14 protein-coding genes are annotated in these 16,529 nt (G+C 50.2%); all 14 read left to right on the top strand.

Annotation, left to right across the window (positions count from 1 at the left end):
• The first annotated feature begins 84 nt into the window (after positions 1-84).
• A complete protein-coding gene (locus FIM25_RS00560) occupies positions 85-1,560 on the top strand; it encodes an SLC13 family permease (RefSeq protein WP_139445086.1) in 1,476 nt (491 codons plus the stop codon).
• A 63-nt stretch (positions 1,561-1,623) separates the two neighbouring features.
• On the top strand, positions 1,624-3,129 hold the full coding sequence (locus tag FIM25_RS00555; protein WP_218961208.1) for an ATP-binding protein: 1,506 nt from the start codon (positions 1,624-1,626) through the stop codon (positions 3,127-3,129).
• Positions 3,129-4,571 carry a sigma-54-dependent transcriptional regulator gene (locus FIM25_RS00550; RefSeq protein ID WP_139445083.1) on the top strand — a complete coding sequence of 481 codons (1,443 nt, stop codon included), beginning with the start codon at positions 3,129-3,131 and terminating at the stop codon, positions 4,569-4,571. The genes FIM25_RS00555 and FIM25_RS00550 overlap by 1 nt, the downstream gene beginning before the upstream one ends.
• Before the next feature lie 213 nt (positions 4,572-4,784).
• Positions 4,785-5,336, top strand: coding sequence for a CBS domain-containing protein (locus FIM25_RS00545; protein ID WP_139445081.1), 552 nt, complete (start codon positions 4,785-4,787; stop codon positions 5,334-5,336).
• A gap of 58 nt (positions 5,337-5,394) precedes the next feature.
• Complete coding sequence (locus FIM25_RS00540) at positions 5,395-6,867, top strand: SLC13 family permease (RefSeq protein ID WP_139445079.1); 1,473 nt, start codon at positions 5,395-5,397, stop codon at positions 6,865-6,867.
• Between the two features lie 80 nt (positions 6,868-6,947).
• Positions 6,948-7,391: a response regulator gene (locus FIM25_RS00535; protein WP_139445078.1), complete on the top strand. Its 444-nt coding sequence runs from the start codon at positions 6,948-6,950 to the stop codon at positions 7,389-7,391.
• Positions 7,392-8,025: 634 nt separating this feature from the next.
• Positions 8,026-8,658 (top strand): PDC sensor domain-containing protein, encoded by a 633-nt coding sequence (locus FIM25_RS00530; RefSeq protein ID WP_139445076.1) that lies wholly within the window; start codon positions 8,026-8,028, stop codon positions 8,656-8,658.
• Positions 8,659-8,673: 15 nt separating this feature from the next.
• Positions 8,674-10,029, top strand: coding sequence for a methyl-accepting chemotaxis protein (locus tag FIM25_RS00525; RefSeq protein WP_139445074.1), 1,356 nt, complete (start codon positions 8,674-8,676; stop codon positions 10,027-10,029).
• A 269-nt stretch (positions 10,030-10,298) separates the two neighbouring features.
• The gene (locus FIM25_RS00520; protein WP_139445072.1) at positions 10,299-10,565 is read left to right on the top strand and encodes a type II toxin-antitoxin system TacA family antitoxin; all 267 of its coding nucleotides are present in this window, start codon (positions 10,299-10,301) and stop codon (positions 10,563-10,565) included.
• A complete protein-coding gene (locus FIM25_RS00515; protein WP_139445070.1) occupies positions 10,565-11,095 on the top strand; it encodes a GNAT family N-acetyltransferase in 531 nt (176 codons plus the stop codon). Before FIM25_RS00520 ends, FIM25_RS00515 begins: the two co-directional genes overlap by 1 nt.
• Before the next feature lie 612 nt (positions 11,096-11,707).
• The gene (locus FIM25_RS00510) at positions 11,708-13,171 is read left to right on the top strand and encodes an SLC13 family permease (protein ID WP_139445068.1); all 1,464 of its coding nucleotides are present in this window, start codon (positions 11,708-11,710) and stop codon (positions 13,169-13,171) included.
• A gap of 18 nt (positions 13,172-13,189) precedes the next feature.
• A complete protein-coding gene (locus FIM25_RS00505) occupies positions 13,190-13,447 on the top strand; it encodes a hypothetical protein (RefSeq protein ID WP_139445066.1) in 258 nt (85 codons plus the stop codon).
• A gap of 163 nt (positions 13,448-13,610) precedes the next feature.
• Positions 13,611-14,054 (top strand): response regulator, encoded by a 444-nt coding sequence (locus FIM25_RS00500; RefSeq protein WP_139445063.1) that lies wholly within the window; start codon positions 13,611-13,613, stop codon positions 14,052-14,054.
• Positions 14,055-14,318: 264 nt separating this feature from the next.
• Complete coding sequence (locus FIM25_RS00495; protein ID WP_139445061.1) at positions 14,319-16,319, top strand: diguanylate cyclase; 2,001 nt, start codon at positions 14,319-14,321, stop codon at positions 16,317-16,319.
• Positions 16,320-16,529: the final 210 nt, after the last annotated feature.

Raw genomic sequence — 16,529 nt, 5'->3', positions numbered from 1 at the left:
TTTCATTGGGGAAAGAACCCATGCAATCGGGGCTTTCCTGAAAACAAAAATCCATCTTCCAATATTATTCAAGGAGTTGTCATTATGAGTGCCTCTGCTGCCGTTCAAAAGGCTCAGGTTGACTACAAGCGCCTCTTTTTCATGTTTCTGGGGCTTTTTCTTTTCTGCATCGTTTACTGGGCTCCCCCCTTCCCCGACGCCATAGATCCCATGGGAGCTTCCTTCAGCCTCTCCCCCCAGGCCAAGGGTGCCATTGCCATCTTCCTTCTGGCGGGCACCTGGTGGGTCTTTGAAGTTGTGCCCATCGGCATCACCAGTATCCTCATCGGTGTCATGCAGGTAATGTTCCATGTGCGTTCCGCCAATGATGCCTTTAAAGACTTCATGACCCCTTCGGTCATGTTCATCTTTGCCTCCCTCATCATAGGCATTGTATTCACCAAAACAGGACTTACCAAACGCATTGCCTACAAAATGCTCGCCATTGTGGGTGAAAAAACCCATCTCATCATGCTGGGCTGTTTTCTCATCACAGTAGCCCTCACCCATTTCATGGCCCACACCGCCGTTGCAGCCACCATGTATCCCCTGCTGCTGGCCGTTTATGCCATGTACTCCGACGATCCTTCCAAGCCCACCAATTTCGGAAAAGGCCTTTTCATAGGCATGGCCTATGTGGCCGGTGCCGGAAGTATAGTCACCCTTCTGGGTGCTGCCCGTGCGCCTGTAGCTCTGGGTTTTTACAAAGACATTGTGGGTCGTGAAATTTCCTTTTTCGAGCTGACCTACTACATGGCACCAATAGGCTGGCTCATGGCCTTTCTCATCTGGGGCATGATGATACTTCTCCTTCCCCCGGAAAAAAAGAAAATTGACGGTGTCCGTGAAAGGGCTGCGGAACTGGCTGCACAGCAGGGTGGCATCACATCCAAGGAAATCATTGCCGCTTCCGTAGTTATCACCTGTATTGCCATCATGTCCTTAGGAAGCTTCATCCCCGCACTGGGCAAGCTGGATAAAACCGGCCTCATCCTCATAACCACCCTGATTTTCTTCACCACCCGCATCCTCACCATAGAGGATCTGGAATCCGTACCCTGGAACATCATTCTTCTTTTCGGCGGTGCCATGAGCATAGGCTTCTGCCTCTGGCAGACCGGAGCAGCCCAGTGGATGGCCGTGCACTGGCTGACCCTCTTTGAGAAAGCCCACTGGTTTGTATTTGTCATGGGCATGGCTGTCTTTGTTCTGGCCATGACCAACTTCATCATGAACGTGGCTGCCATTGCCATTTCCATGCCGGTGGCCCTGGTCATTGCGCCCTACCTCAACGTGGCTCCCGAGGTTATCACCTTTGCAGCCCTTGTCACCGCAGGTATGCCCTTCCTCCTGCTGGTGGGTGCCGCACCCAACGCCATTGCCTACAACTCAGGCCAGTTCACCACAGGAGAGTTCTTTAAATTTGGTATTATTGCCAGTATTCTGCTACTGGCTGTACTCAGTCTCTTCATTCTGGTTATCTGGCCCCTGATGGGTATGCCCGTTTCTATGCTGGGATAATAGCTTCGATACACAAAACAGGGGACGGACAGCATCGTCCCCTGTCTTTTCCAAGGATCTTATATGGAATCTCCAGCCTGCACCGCATCAAAAAAAGAAGACGGCATCCTAAGCTTAAGGAGCCGTCTTTATCTTTCTCTGGGTGGTATTCTTCTGCTGATGAGTGCGGGAACGGGCATCATGGCCTGGTACACCCGGACCCTTGAAAATCTGGTGAACGAGGACATTCCCCGCAGCATTGCGGCTTTCCAGTCCGCAGAGGCCCTGGAAACTGCCATGATAAATCAAAAGGGCTTTGTCACTTATTATATGCAGGACAAAGACCCGGAATGGCTGCGGAGGCTGGGAGAATACCGACGCATCTTCAGGGAAAAACTGGAAGATGCGAAAAGCCGGGCCAGAACACCGGCCCAGAAAGACCTGATCAGGGAAATCGACAAAAATTACCAGCGCTATATTCTCATGAAAGACGCTGTCATTGACCATTATGTTTCAGGCCGCCTTCAGGAGGGGCAGGAACAGCACCCGGAAATCCGTGTTCTTTTTTTCCGTATCATACAGCTCTGCGAAGACTTTAAAACCCTTCAGGCCACTGCCCTCAGAGACCTTCAGGAAAATGTAAGAAAGGAAACCCGGCAGGTCAGAAACCTCACCCTTTCCATTCTCCTCATCACATCAGCCTTTGTTTTCGTCCTTGGCATAGAAATATCAAGACAGATTCTAAGGCCCTTAAGGAAACTGGCCCAGGCCACGGGAGCCATGCACTATCAAAGGGGCAACGAGGTCAACGCTGTCAGCAGGGGCGTTCAGGGCCTGATCCGCAATGCAGGGGAAGCCTCCCGCAAACTGGAGCGCAGCCGGGAAAATCTGGAACAGGCCGAACGAATGGTCATTGTGGCAAGGCTTGCCGCTGGCATGGCCCACTCCATACGCAATCCCCTCACCTCCGTCAAAATGCGTCTTTTTTCCCTGTCCCGCTCCCTGAAACTGGATGAGGACCAGAGGGAGGATTTTGATGTTATATCAAACGAAATCAACCATATTGATACAATTGTCCAGCATTTTCTGGAGTTTTCAAGACCTCCGAAACTAAAAATCCAGTCCATCTGCCCCTCGGATGTGGTGGATCAGGCCCTGACTCTGCTGAAACACAGACTGGCCTCCTATGATGTCACCGTCACAGTGAAACGCAGAGAAAACCTGCCCCATATCGCAGGAGATCCGGAACAGCTCAAGGAGGTGCTGGTCAACCTCATTGAAAACAGTTGTCAGGCCATGGAAGGAAGGCCGGGGCACATAGAAATAACCGAAAGCCTTGAAACCCATGAGAAGCCCATGACCCGCATTCGTATCCATGACTCAGGTCCTGGAATTCCTGAAGAAATGCTCCCCCGGATCTTTGATCCCTTTGTCACCACCAAGGAGGATGGCACGGGCCTTGGCCTGAGTATTGCAAGTCGCATCATTGAAAACCACGGTGGCTCCATAGAGGTTATGTCACTGCCTGGAAATGGCACCTCTTTCGATATCCTGCTGCCCCCCATGGAACAGAAAAAAGGAGAGGCCTGATGGCCCATATTCTCATCATTGATGACGATGATCAGCTCAGAACCAGCTTTCAGCGCCTGCTCACCAAAGAAGGCTTTCAGGTCAGCACCGCCGCATCCGGAGAGGCGGGCCTGAGGCTTATGGGAGAAAAGATACCGGATCTGGTCATTGTGGACATACAGATGCCCGGCAAAAACGGCCTTGAAATCTTTGCCATCATCCACGCAAACCATCCCCGTCTGCCCGTCATCATAATGACCGCCTTTGGCACCACAGAATCCGCCATAGAAGCCACCAAGGCCGGAGCCTTTGATTACATTTTAAAACCCTTTGATATTCCGGATATGCTGACGCTCATAGGAAAAGCCCTGGATGCGGGAAAATTTATGAAAACCCAGATTTCTCAGGGTGAAGACAGCGAAACCCCTGTCATCGTAAACGAGGCCATCATCGGCCGCAGCCCTGCCATGCAGCAGGTTTACAAGGCCATCGGCAGGGTTACGGCCACCGAGGCCACAGTACTTATCCGGGGAGAATCCGGCACGGGCAAGGAACTTGTGGCCAGCGCCATTTACCAGCACAGCAGCAGATCCAAAAAACCCTTTCAGATCATCAACTGTGTTGCCATACCGGAAACCCTTCTGGAATCCGAGCTCTTCGGCTATGAAAAGGGAGCCTTTACCGGTGCCGTACAGCGGCGCATGGGGAAAATCGAACAAGCCAACGGCGGTACTGTGTTTCTCGATGAAATCGGAGACATGCCCCTTTCCCTGCAGTCCAAGCTGCTGAGGCTGCTGCAGGAACGCAGCATTGAACGCATTGGCGGAAGGGACACCATTCCTGTGGATGTTCGCATCATTGCCGCCACCAACCGCAATCTGGAGCAGGCCATAGAAGAAGGTATATTCCGGGAAGACCTCTACTATCGCCTCAATGTAGTCAGCCTCACCCTGCCGCCCCTAAGGGAAAGAAAGGGAGACATTGCCCTTTTAACGGATTATTTCCTCCATCGTTTTGCCATGGAGTCGGGCATGGAAAATCCTGGAATCAGTGATGAAGCCCGTGACAGACTTGAGCTGTATGACTGGCCCGGCAATATCCGGGAGTTCGGCAATATCCTGCACAAGGCCATCATCTTCAACCGGGGCATGCCCGTTGCCGCCGAGGATCTGGATATGGGCAGCATGCCTGCAGCTGCTCCGGAAAAAAAGGTGCCGGATCTGGAGTCGGGTATCCGCCAGTGGATACGCGCCGGTCTGGAAAAGGGAGAAAGCAGCTCTTTTTTTGATGAAACCATTGATACCTGCGCCAGGCTTATGGTCAGCGAAGCCCTTAAGTTCACTGGTGGCAACAGGTCTCAGGCCGCAAGGCTGCTTGGCATGTCACGGCCCACCCTCCACGCCCGCATTGATAAGTACAACCTGAAAATGGAAACCTCCATACGGGTTGAACCCGAAGACTGATCCCCTCCACCGTCCAGAGACCTTACACCCCCCTGGACAGGCTGGAAACAGTCCGGACACGCCCCTCTTTCCCATCCTAAAAAAAATCAAATAATTTCAAGGCCATAACAAGAAAAAAACATCTGGCACTTCCCTTGCAATAACTCCTTCCAGCAAACACCCGGGCTTAAAAAAGCCCGTGTCCATGAACCCCAGCGGGAGGAGAAAAAGCCCATGCAACAATTTGTCAGAGATTTCATGGTCCCCACGGAAAAATTCCCCACCATTCAGGACAACGCCACCTTCACCGAAGCCGTACTGGCCCTTGAGGCATCCCAGGAAGCTTTTCTTGCGGGCAGACAGGAACAGCGCATCATTCTTGTCTATGATGAAGCCGGTAAAATTGTGGGCAAACTCACCCCCATTGATATTGTCCGGGGGCTGGAACCCAATTTTGACAAGGTAGTGGACAAGGAGGCAGGTGCCTTTATCTCCAATGTCAATTACGTCATTGAATCCATGAAAAAGCAGACCCAGCTATGGTCAAAGCCCGTTGACGATCTCTGTCTCAAGGCAAAGGACATACGGGTCAGAGATTTTATCAAAAGCACACCCCGCTCCCAGATCATTGCCGCAGATGCCAGCCTCAATGATGCCCTTCACGCCTTTGTGATTTTCGGCCATGACGCCATATTTGCCATGGACGGGCCAATGGTGGCCGGTGTTCTGCGTTTTTCCGATGTGTACCGGGAAATCCAGAGACAGATCAAAGCCTGTAAAATTTAACGACAGATAAAACTGTCCGCTTTTTAAATTCATTCTTTTATTACAAGGAGACTGAAACATGGCTGAAAACACACAGGAGCTGAAAAAACCCGGCCCCAATGAACTGGTGATTGATGAGCATCCGGAAACACCTCCCCAGTCCGGCATGAGCATCATCATCAAATGTGCCATTGCCCTTGCCTTAGGGATTTTTGTTTATATCCTTCCCACACCGGACAACCTTTCCCCCGAAGGCCACAAACTCCTGGCCCTTCTGGTAACAGTTCTTGTTCTCTGGATCTCCGAAGCCATACCCATTGGTGTCACGGCCCTCTGCGTGGGTGCAGGCATGATCGCCTTAAAAATTGTGGGAAGAAACGACGCCTGGACCCCCTATGCCAACCCTGCGGTCATGTTCGTTCTCATGATCATAATGTTCGGCGTAGTCTTAAATGAGGTCGGCCTTGCCAAGCGCATGATGTATCACCTTTTAAAGCTTGCCGGAACCAACGTTAAAAAACTGAGCTTCATCCTTGCCGTGGGCTGCACCACCCTGGCCACCATCCTCCACGATGCCACTGTCACCGTGGTCATGGTATTCGCCTTTGTGCCTGTGTTCATGGCCATGGGCATGAAACCGGGACAGGGGCATAAATTGCCCAAGTTTTTCCTAATGCTCATTCCCATGGCCGCATCCGCAGGGGGCTTTGGCACCATGATCGGTGGCGGCCGAAACCCTCTGGCCCTGGAAATTCTCTACCGCTACACCAATGAAACAACGGGAGTCGGTAAAGTTATCGGATTTATGGAATATCTCATCATACAGTTTCCCATCAGCCTTTTCACAGGTGTTGCCACCTGGGCTGTGGTTTACCTTCTCTTCAGGCCCGAGGAAAAGGAGCTTGTGGGTGTGAAGCTGGAAGATCCCGGTCCCATGAGCACGGCGGAGCTGGGCGTGGGCCTTGTTTTCCTTGGTGCCTTTGTTCTCTGGTTCCTTGGAGATATCACTGGCTGGCATGTGAGTGTGGTGGCTGCCATGGCCATGGTGGGCTTCTGCGCCCCGGGATGGGTCTCCTTTAAAACCATATGCGACAAATTTCCCTGGGAATCCTGGATTGTATTCGGTGCCGGTGTTTCCTTAGGCCTTGCCATGCTGAAAACCGGAGCCGGACAGTTTCTGGCCGAATCCTGCCTGCCCCTCCTTGAAGGTCAAGGCTCCTTTGTCACCTTCTTTGGCCTTGGTTTCTTCGGCTCTTTCCTCTCCAGTCTCATGAGCAACTCCGCAGCGGTGGCACTGACCCTGCCCATCACCCTGCCCATGGCGGACATGCTGAACATGTCCCCTGTGGCTGTAGCCCTGCTGGCGCCCATCACCACCTCCTTCATCATGCTGGTCATCGGCTGCCCTCCCACCATCATCGCCTACAGTGCTGGCTACTTCACCCAGGTGGACTTCATTAAGGTGGCCGTACCATGGTGTATAACCCTGCTGGTGATTTCCGTGGCAGCAGCCCTTTTATACTGGCCCATGATCGGAGTGTATGGAGGCTAAGGGCCTGTTTTCAAGCAACAACACCGTCAAAAAAACCGGGCCTCTTCAGGTCCGGTTCATAAAAAAAGGAGACAAACCCCATGGAACCCATACGCATTCTGGTGGTGGACGATGAAAAGGATTTTACGGAAATGCTCTGCCTGCGGCTGACTGAGGCAGGACACAGCGCAGAAGCTGTGCATGACGGCCAGTCCTGCCTCAAAAAACTGGATGAAAAGCCCTTTGACGTTCTGATTCTGGATATCCGCATGCCCGGCATGGACGGACTGCAGGTTCTCAGACAGATTAAAACAGACCATATTTCAACGGAAGTGATCCTGCTCACAGGTCATGGTTCAACGGAAACCGCCGTGGAAGGCATGAAAAAAGGTGCCTTTGACTATGCCCTGAAGCCCTACGACTTTGAGGATCTCTTAGATAAAATCAAGGAAGCCCGCATGGTCAAAAATGAAAGGGAAGAGCGGATCATAAAGGCGGAGGAACGCTCCCGCCTCGACAGACTGGAAAAACACATGCGTTTTTAAAAGGCCAATGGCCTGCTTGTTGCATTTAAATATTTATTGAATACCTATTGAACAGGCCCCGAACGGGGAGTTCCCGTCCAACCCCGCAGGTTCCTTTCCACCCCCTCCGGAAAGGGATCATACAATCCTCCAGATTCAGCGGGGTCCCGCCCCCCCGGACGGGAACCTCCCCCCATACTCCCCTTGATTAAGGACACCGGTTTTCCGGTGTCCTTTTTCTTTGGGTGGATATAATGCGAAAAATAAACACTCCCTTGCCAGAACAAAGCCTTTCCTTATGACCTGCCTGCTGATGACAGCTAAAAGTGTAAAAACCGCTGACAATGCCCCAAAAAAAGTGTCGGCTTTCTTTTCAATTCAGTGATAGAGGGGCCTGCAGTCCCAAAGCTTTTGCCGAAACCCAATATCTTTCCAGAGAAAAGCCCGAAATCTTTACCACAGACCGGCATGGGCCTGATCCTTACTGGAAGACAAAATTTTTTATTTTAAGGAAGATCCCGTTTTCAATGGACTTATACACAGAATCATGAGCAACCATTCATTTTCACCAATCTATTGATCTTGCAAAAACATTTTCTCAGACATATGAATGAAATATCTATTTAATGTTTAAGTCCGAATAAGGAGAAACTCCATGAAACTGAACATTCACTCCATTTCTTTCAGGCTTATCTGCATTGCCCTGCTGTCTGTAACCATTCCCCTTCTTGCCATCGGCATACTGGCCGTTTCAAGATCCACTTCCGCTTTTACCCATGCAGCAGCAGAAAATACACGGGATGTTGCCAGAGACCTTGCTTCCCTTGTGGACAATATGCTCACTGCTGAAATCCGGCTCACAGCAATCTATGCAGCAGATGAAACCACTGTGGATCTTGCCAGGGCACTTGCAGACAATGACAGTCAGTCCGTGGAAATATCCAGAAAAAGGGTTTTTGAAAGCCTCAAAAAACAGTTTGAGCGCATGGGCAGCAATTATCAGGGAATTTTCATGGCGGATCAGCAAGGAAACATCTTTACCGGTATTCTGGCCGATGGCAGGGAGTACAGAGGCATAAGCATCGCCACCAATCCGGACTTCATCCGCACAAAACAGACCGGAGAAAGCTTTGCTGGAAAACTGCTCAGATCCGCAGCAACGGGGGAACTGATCCTTCCGGTCATATCTCCCATCGTTTCGGAAAATGGCCAATTTATAGGAGCCTTTTCCATCATTATCAAGGCGGACTACCTGACACAGATTGTTTCCCAACGTACCTTTGGCTAAACGGGCTATGGATTCATGCTGGATGGAAACGGGCAGTTTCTGGCCCATCCCGACTCTTCTCTGGTACTGGAAGCCAATATCAGGGATTTTGAAGGAATGAGGGGAATTGGCGAAGAAATGCTGAAGGGCAGACCCGGTGCTTCTCCCTATGTCTTTCAGGGAATAACCCGCATGGGGGGATTTGCACCCATAAACAGTACCGGATGGTATATTTTCATGGCTCAGAATGAAGAAGAGTATCTTTCCAATGCCAGAGATATACGAAAAGCCCTGATACTGGTCATGCTGATTTCCATTGCCGCAGCCTCTGCCGCCATTGGCTTTGTCAGTCGTTCCATTGTAAGTCCTGTTAAAAAAGCTGTGGCAGGTCTCAGGGACATTGCCGAAGGGGATGGGGATCTTACCATGCGCCTTGAGGTCAGCACAAAGGATGAGGCCGGAGAGCTGGCCCTCTGGTTCAACACCTTTGTGGAAAAGCTCCAGGGTATTATCGGAAACATAGGCAACAATATCCACAGTCTCACGGCTTCTTCCGTACAGCTTGCGGCCATTGCCCAGGAAACTCAGGAAAGGGTGCAGGATGTATCCGGCAGAGCCGGAAGCGTTGCCGCAGCTTCAGAAGAAATGAGCGCCAATACGGCCCAATCCACGGAAGCCCTGCAGCAGTCTTCCCACAACACCAGTCTTCTGGCAACGGCAACGGAAGAAATGTCTGCAACCATAAGGGAAATCGCCCAAAATTCCGGCAAAGCCAGAGCCATATCCCAGGATGCAGCAGGCCGTGCTTCCAGGGTATCAATAAGTATGGATAATCTTGAAAAAGCCGCAGGAGGCATCGGCCGTGTCATTGAAACCATCACAGATATTTCCGCACAGGTAAACCTGCTGGCCCTGAATGCCACCATAGAGGCAGCCAGAGCCGGAGATGCGGGCAAGGGCTTTGCCGTAGTTGCCAATGAAATAAAACAGCTTGCCACTCAAACCGCCGAAGCAGCCCGGGACATAAGTGATAAAATTCAGAAAATACAGGAAACAACCTCGGCATCAGTAAAGGATGTGGCAGCAATTACATCCGTAATTAATGATGTCAGCGATGTTGTGGGAGGCATTGCCGCTGCCGTAGAAGAACAGTCTGCTGCTGCGGAAGAAATTGCGGATAATGTTGGGCAGGTATCGAGAAGCATTGAGCTGGTACACGAAAATGCAAGTGAAAACAGCCTGGTAGTTGAACAGGTAGCCAGAGATATTGCCGGAATCAGCCATGTCATGGGAGAAATGCAGAAGAGCGGCAGTCAGGTAAGTGCCAGTGCCAGTGATTTATCCGGTCTCTCTGAATCCATCAAAAAGCTTGTTGAGCAGTTCCGTACATAAATCAATCTGATTACCTCCTTCTTTCAGCCATGCGAACTTCAAATCATTAACATTGCAAGGGCAGCTTTTACACCTGCCTGAGGGCATCCGTAAAGGGTGCCCTACATCACAGAGCCGTAAAAACCCTTCCAGTAAAAAATCCGGAAACCTTACCGCAGACCGGCAAAAGCCTGCGCCTTACTGACTTACAGATTTTTCTATTGCAGAGCAGTAAATAGTGAGCTATCTTTATGTACGGAAATAATCCGTACATAAAAAAGGAGACTGAAATGCCAACGGCAAGATTAGACATAAGACTTGATGAAAAAATAAAAAGAAAAGCAGAAAAGGCATCCACTCTTTTAGGTTTAAAAAACCTTACAGAATATATTGTCAAAATAATGGATGAAAATGCCACACAGGTCTTGGAACAGCACAAAAGTATCATTGTAGAAGATAATATTTTTGATAATTTTATTTCTGCTTGTGAGAAAGCTCAAAAACCCAATGAGGCTTTATCAAAGGCTGCTGTCTTTGCCAGAGAAAAAGGGTTTTGATGCTCTGTAATAAGATTTTTAAAGAACTGAACAAGAATTCACATGATCGGCTTTCTTTTGATTGTGGGGAAGAAGAGCTGAATTATTTTATAAAAAACCACGCTGCCAAACACATGAAAGCAGGTATCAGCCGTACAATGGTACTCCCTGCAAAGGATATTTTAGCAAATCAAAAGCATCTGATCTGTTCTTTTTTCACGGTTTCTCCTAACACGATCTCTCGTGAAACCCTGCCTGTCAATCATGCTAAAAAATTACCACTTTATCCTGTTCCTGTATTTTTGATTGCTCAACTTGCAGTTCACAAAGAATGTCATGGTTATGGGTTAGGAAAAATAACGCTGATAAAAGCCTTGGAATATTTATGGAAAGCAAATGCATACCTTCCTGCCTATGCCGTTATTGTAGATTGCCTTAATGAATCTTCCCAAAGCTTTTATACAAAATACGGTTTTGAGAAACTATGCGACCATAATCAAAAAATCAGAATGTACATACCCATAAAAACACTTGATACTTTATTTTCTTAGCTTCACATCCATCCGCATTCATCAAAGCTTCCCATGCATGATTCTCCCATAAAGTAATCTGATTACCACTGTCTTTCAGCCATAGGAACTTTAAGTCATGGAGATTACATGACCAGATTTTATGATTGTTGGCTTAGCACCCGTAAAGGGTACCCCTACATCACAGAGTCGTATGAAAGCCCCCACCATGGGCCAGACAACAACTGGACCAGCAGACTGTGGCTGGGTCAGAGTAGTCATCAGAAAGTGTAAAAAGTGCTGACAAGGCCCCAAAAAAAGTGTCGGCTTTCTTTTCAATTCAGCCCCTGCCTTCTCCCATCTTTATACCCCTTGCTTTTCCTTCCCAAAAAAATAATGTCAGATCCTTCAAACCATAAAAATCCCCATCTTCGCCACCTTCAGGGAATCCCAATTCAAAAAAAGAAATGTAAACAACTTTACTGCTTTTAAAAAAAGCCAGAAAAGCTCCTTCCGGTATCATCCTTGCACAAAAAACCTTAAAAAGCGGCCTGAAATAAAAAAGCTTCAAGAATTCAGGCCTTTCTTCAACCATCCTTCCCTGTTCAGGGAAGCATAAATAAAACAGAAGATTGTGTGAAAGGAGTTTATACCATGGGAGCCCAGGATCATGCGACCCCGCCCCCCAACCGCCTCGTTGACCACCATGAGGAACCCCAAAGTCCCCCGCAGTCCGGCATGAGCATCATCATCAAATGCACCATTGCCGTTGCTCTGGGTATCTTTGTCTATCTTCTTCCCACACCGGAAAATCTCTCTCCCGAAGGCCACAGACTGCTGGCCCTTCTGGTCACCATTCTTGTTCTATGGACCACAGAAGCCCTGCCCATAGGTGTCACAGCCCTCTGTGTCGGGGGCGGCATGATAGCCTTTGACATTGTGGGCAGAAACGATGCATGGACACCCTATGCCAACCCTGCGGTAATGTTTGTTCTCATGATCATCATGTTTGGTGTCATTCTGAACGAGGTGGGCCTTGCCAGACGGCTTATGTATCATCTGCTGAAATTTGCAGGAACCAATGTCAAAAAATTAAGCTTTATTCTTGCTGTAGGATGCACCCTTACGGCAACGGTTCTCCACGATGCAACGGTCACCGTTATCATGGTGTTTGCCTTTGTTCCTGTTTTTATGGCCATGGGCATGAAACCGGGCAGCGGGCACAAACTTCCAAAATTCTTTCTCATGCTCATTCCCATGGCCGCATCCGCAGGAGGCTTTGGCACCATGATCGGTGGCGGTCGTAACCCGCTGGCCCTGGAAGTCCTCTACCGATATACCGAGGAAACCACGGGCGTGGGAAAAGTTATCGGCTTTATGGAGTACCTCATCATCCAGATGCCCATCAGTATCTTTACGGCCGTTGCCACCTGGGCCGTGGTATATTTTCTTTTCAGACCCGAAGAAAAGGAACTCAAAGGCATTGAACTGGACGACCCCGGTCCCATGAGCAGGGCGGAACTGGGGGTCAGCATTGTTTTTGTTCTGACCTTTGTCCTCTGGTTTCTGGGAGACTTTACGGGCTGGCATGTCAGTGTTGCCGCCTGTATTGCCATGGTTGGTTTCTGTGGTCCCGGATGGGTCTCCTTTAAAACCATCTGCGACAAATTCCCCTGGGAATCCTGGATTGTCTTCGGTGCCGGGGTTTCTCTTGGTATGGCCATGCTGCAGACAGGAGCAGGCCAGTTCCTTGCGGAAAGCCTTCTGCCCATGCTGGAAGGAAAAAGCAGCTTCACCATTTTCTATGGCCTTGGACTTTTCGGCTCCTTCCTCTCCAGCCTTATGAGCAACTCCGCAGCGGTGGCACTGACCCTGCCCATCACCCTGCCCATGGCGGACATGCTGAACATGTCTCCTGTGGCCGTAGCCCTGCTGGCCCCTGTGACCACCTCCTTCATTATGCTGGTCATCGGCTGTCCTCCAACCATCATTGCCTACAGCTCAGGCTATTTCACCCAGATCGACTTCATCAAGGTGGCCGTACCCTGGTGCCTGATCCTGCTTCTTGTATCCGTGGCAGCGGCCCTTCTCTACTGGCCTTTGATCGGCATACACTGATAAAAAAGGAGCTTACCCATGGGCAGAGATGCAGAAAAAAACTTGAAAGATTTTTCAGATGACGAAAAGAAAAATGATGAGAAAATTAAAAGCGAGGCAGATCACCTCTATGATCTCCTCCGTCCCCTGCATCATCTGCCCAGGGGTAAAAACACATGGAACCCTGCAATCATTAAAAAATCATGGTTCTGGCCCCTCAGTGTGGCCATTCTGATGATTCTTTATTATCTTTATCCACTGATCTGGGATTTTTTTGCCTCAGGCTCCGCTGGATAAAACGCAGGCTTTCTAAGGCCAGCTACTGCCCCCCCTTATCTCCCGGTGGCTGAGATTTTCAAAACCGGCAGCCGGGGTGAAGATTCAATTTAAAGTCACATTTAATCTCTGAAGCAGCCTTAAAAACAGACAGCCCAAAGGGCTGCACAGAAAGGAGACATCCATGGAACCCATCCGCATCCTTGTGGTGGACGATGAAAAGGACTTTACGGAAATACTCTGCATGAGACTCAACGCCGCAGGCTTTCAGGCCGACGAAGTCCATAGTGGTCAGGACGGCCTGAAAATGTTGGATACCCGGCCCTATGACGTGCTGATTCTGGATATCCGCATGCCCGGCATGGACGGACTTCAGGTGCTACGGCAGATCAAGACCGATCATATCTCAACGGAAGTGATCCTTCTGACGGGCCACGGCTCCACGGAAACCGCTGTGGAAGGCATGAAGCGGGGTGCCTTTGACTATGCCCTGAAGCCCTATGACTTCAAGGATCTGGTGGAAAAAATAAAAGAGGCCGCAGAAATCAAAAGGGCAAGGAAAGCCCGTATCCGGAGGGCCGAAGAGCGATCCCGGCTGGACAAACTGGAAAAGAGCATGCGGTTTTAGCTTATTCAGAATTTCCACCGCTGTAATTTCAACAGCTTCGTACCGCTGCAAGGCATCCTGGCTATTTGCAAGTGACATTGCAATCGTTTCGGATTCCGGCACTCAAGCCAAAAACCCAAAGCCTGCGATGAAAACAATGGGCTTTTGAAACTTGAGTGCCGGAGTGCGTCACGGGCAAATAGCTTGGGTGCCTGTGCACCTGTCTGACAGCTATTAAACCTAAAATTGTGCTGAACAATTACCATAATTGAAAGGAAGCCCCCCATGCTGCCGGGACCAGAAATGCGCCAGCGTATTTTCACGGGTATTGCCGCCCTGGCCATCCTTGCCATGGTGACAGGGGGCATGGCATTTTTCAACCTCATGCAGGTCCGCAGCCATGCGGAAATTCTGATGAAACAGAATCTGCCCCAGCTTCAGATCGGCCATCAGATCCATCAGGAAGTCTCCCACACCGGTTACCATATACTCAACTACATTCTTCACGCAGATGCGGATGCATGGGAAAGGGTCCGGCAATCCATCCTTGCCTGCGAACTGATTCTTGAAAATGGAAAGACCCTGTCCCACCAAAAAAATCTCCATGCATTTCAAAGGCAGATCCTTGAAATGGAAAAGGCCCTGAACAACTACAGCCAGGCCCTCTCCGACATCGGACATGCCATGGAAAGCATAGAGAAAAACCATCTTGCAGCCCAAAAAGCTTCACAGACCTTTGTCCAGAACATCCATGCCTACATGGACATGCAGTGGGCAGAACTGGACAGACAGATAGAATCGGTTTTCACAGGGACACCCCTGCTGCGGGAAGGACTGAACCTTTCCACGGAAGAAGAGCTGGTCATCCGCCAGCAGCGCCTTCTTGCAGGCTCCCGCATTCTGGACATGGGCCGGATGATAGAAAACGAGTTGTGGAAAGGCGAAGTCCACCGCAGCCCTTCCCTTCTGGCTCACCTTCTTCCCCGCATCCCTGTACTGCAGCAGAGCATGGCAGAACTCCTGCTTGTCACGCGGCAGCGCCATAATACGGAGCTGCTGAACAGGGCCATGGCATCCATGGAAGATACCAGCCTTGCCATAAAAAACCTCATTGAAATCAGAAAAAATGTATCAAAAACCCTGCATGATCACAATGCAGCCTATGGCGAGCTGTTCCGCCTTGCAGCCAGCATTGCGGACCAGGCCCATGAAAATGCCATGCAGGGTGGAAACCGCACCCGCACCATTGCCGACGGTTTTGTAAAAATTCTTGTACCTTCAGGATTTATAGGGATCTGCATCCTTTTTATTCTTTATGTTCAGGTGGCCCACCTTGAAAAACAGAGAAGGGAAATGAACCAGCTCAGCCTCCTTGCGGAAAAACTTCAGAAAGCTCCCACACCCGAGGCTGCGGCAGAATTCACCCTTGAAGGGTGCAGAAGGCTTTTTTATGAAGAATCCGGCATAGTAACCCTCATGGACGGGGATGGCGCTCCCCTGTGGCAAAAGGCCTGGGGGAAAAAACCACCGGACATTGCAGGCCTTGGCAGCAAGAAAAAAAACAAACAAAGGGATGCGGACACAAAGGGGATCTTTTTTCACTTAATTCAGCCCCAGGAAGGACTCTCAGCCTTCTTGGCAATCAGATTCCGCCACGGCTTTCCCATGCAGAGGCAGGCCGCAGGTGCAGCCCTTGCCAGAAACGTGGCGGACCACCTTACCGCCAGCCTCAATGCCCTGCATCTTATGGAAAAACTCCGCATGGAATCCATTACCGATGCCCTCACAGGCCTTTATAACCGCAGATACATGGAAGAAACCCTGCGCCGGGAATTTTTACGCTGCCATCGAAAAAACTGCTGCCTCAGCCTTCTTCTGCTGGATGCGGATCATTTTAAAAAGGTCAATGATACCCATGGCCATGAAACCGGCGATCTTGTACTCATGCATCTCGCCTCCCTTCTGAAACAGGATGTGAGGGCAGATGACGTGGCCTGCCGCATCGGCGGCGAGGAATTCCTCCTCATCCTGCCGGGCCTCTGCCCGGACTCAGCCCTTAAAAGGGCCGAAGAAATCCGCAGAGAGGTTGCCCTCAGACCCACAGAAACGGAAGATGGCAGGAAAATATCCATCACCGTTTCCATGGGCCTTGCCGTGTATCCCTATGATGCAGATGATCCAGAAGGGCTGATACGTGCTGCGGACAGGGGCCTGTATACAGCCAAGGCTTCGGGCAGAAACCGGGTCTGCCGTTATGCTGAAGAAGCAGCCACTGGCCAGATATAATCCTGTCCACTCTGGAAAGAGCCATGTCCGGTCAGAACAGCAACCCACGCCGTGCTGCGGCGCACATTTTTATTCATCAGGTCACTGCTGATTGCAGGGTGCCCCCCTGCAATCAGCCCCCCTTACACCATGTAAAAAAAACTGACTCCCCCCGCAAAAACCACAACCCTGAACAGCGTATTCCCCCGCCATCAAAGGCATCTTGTGCTT

Source organism: Desulfobotulus mexicanus (assembly GCF_006175995.1).
Taxonomy (GTDB): Bacteria; Desulfobacterota; Desulfobacteria; order Desulfobacterales; family ASO4-4; genus Desulfobotulus; species Desulfobotulus mexicanus.
This window is presented reverse-complemented; position numbering and strand designations above follow the sequence as displayed.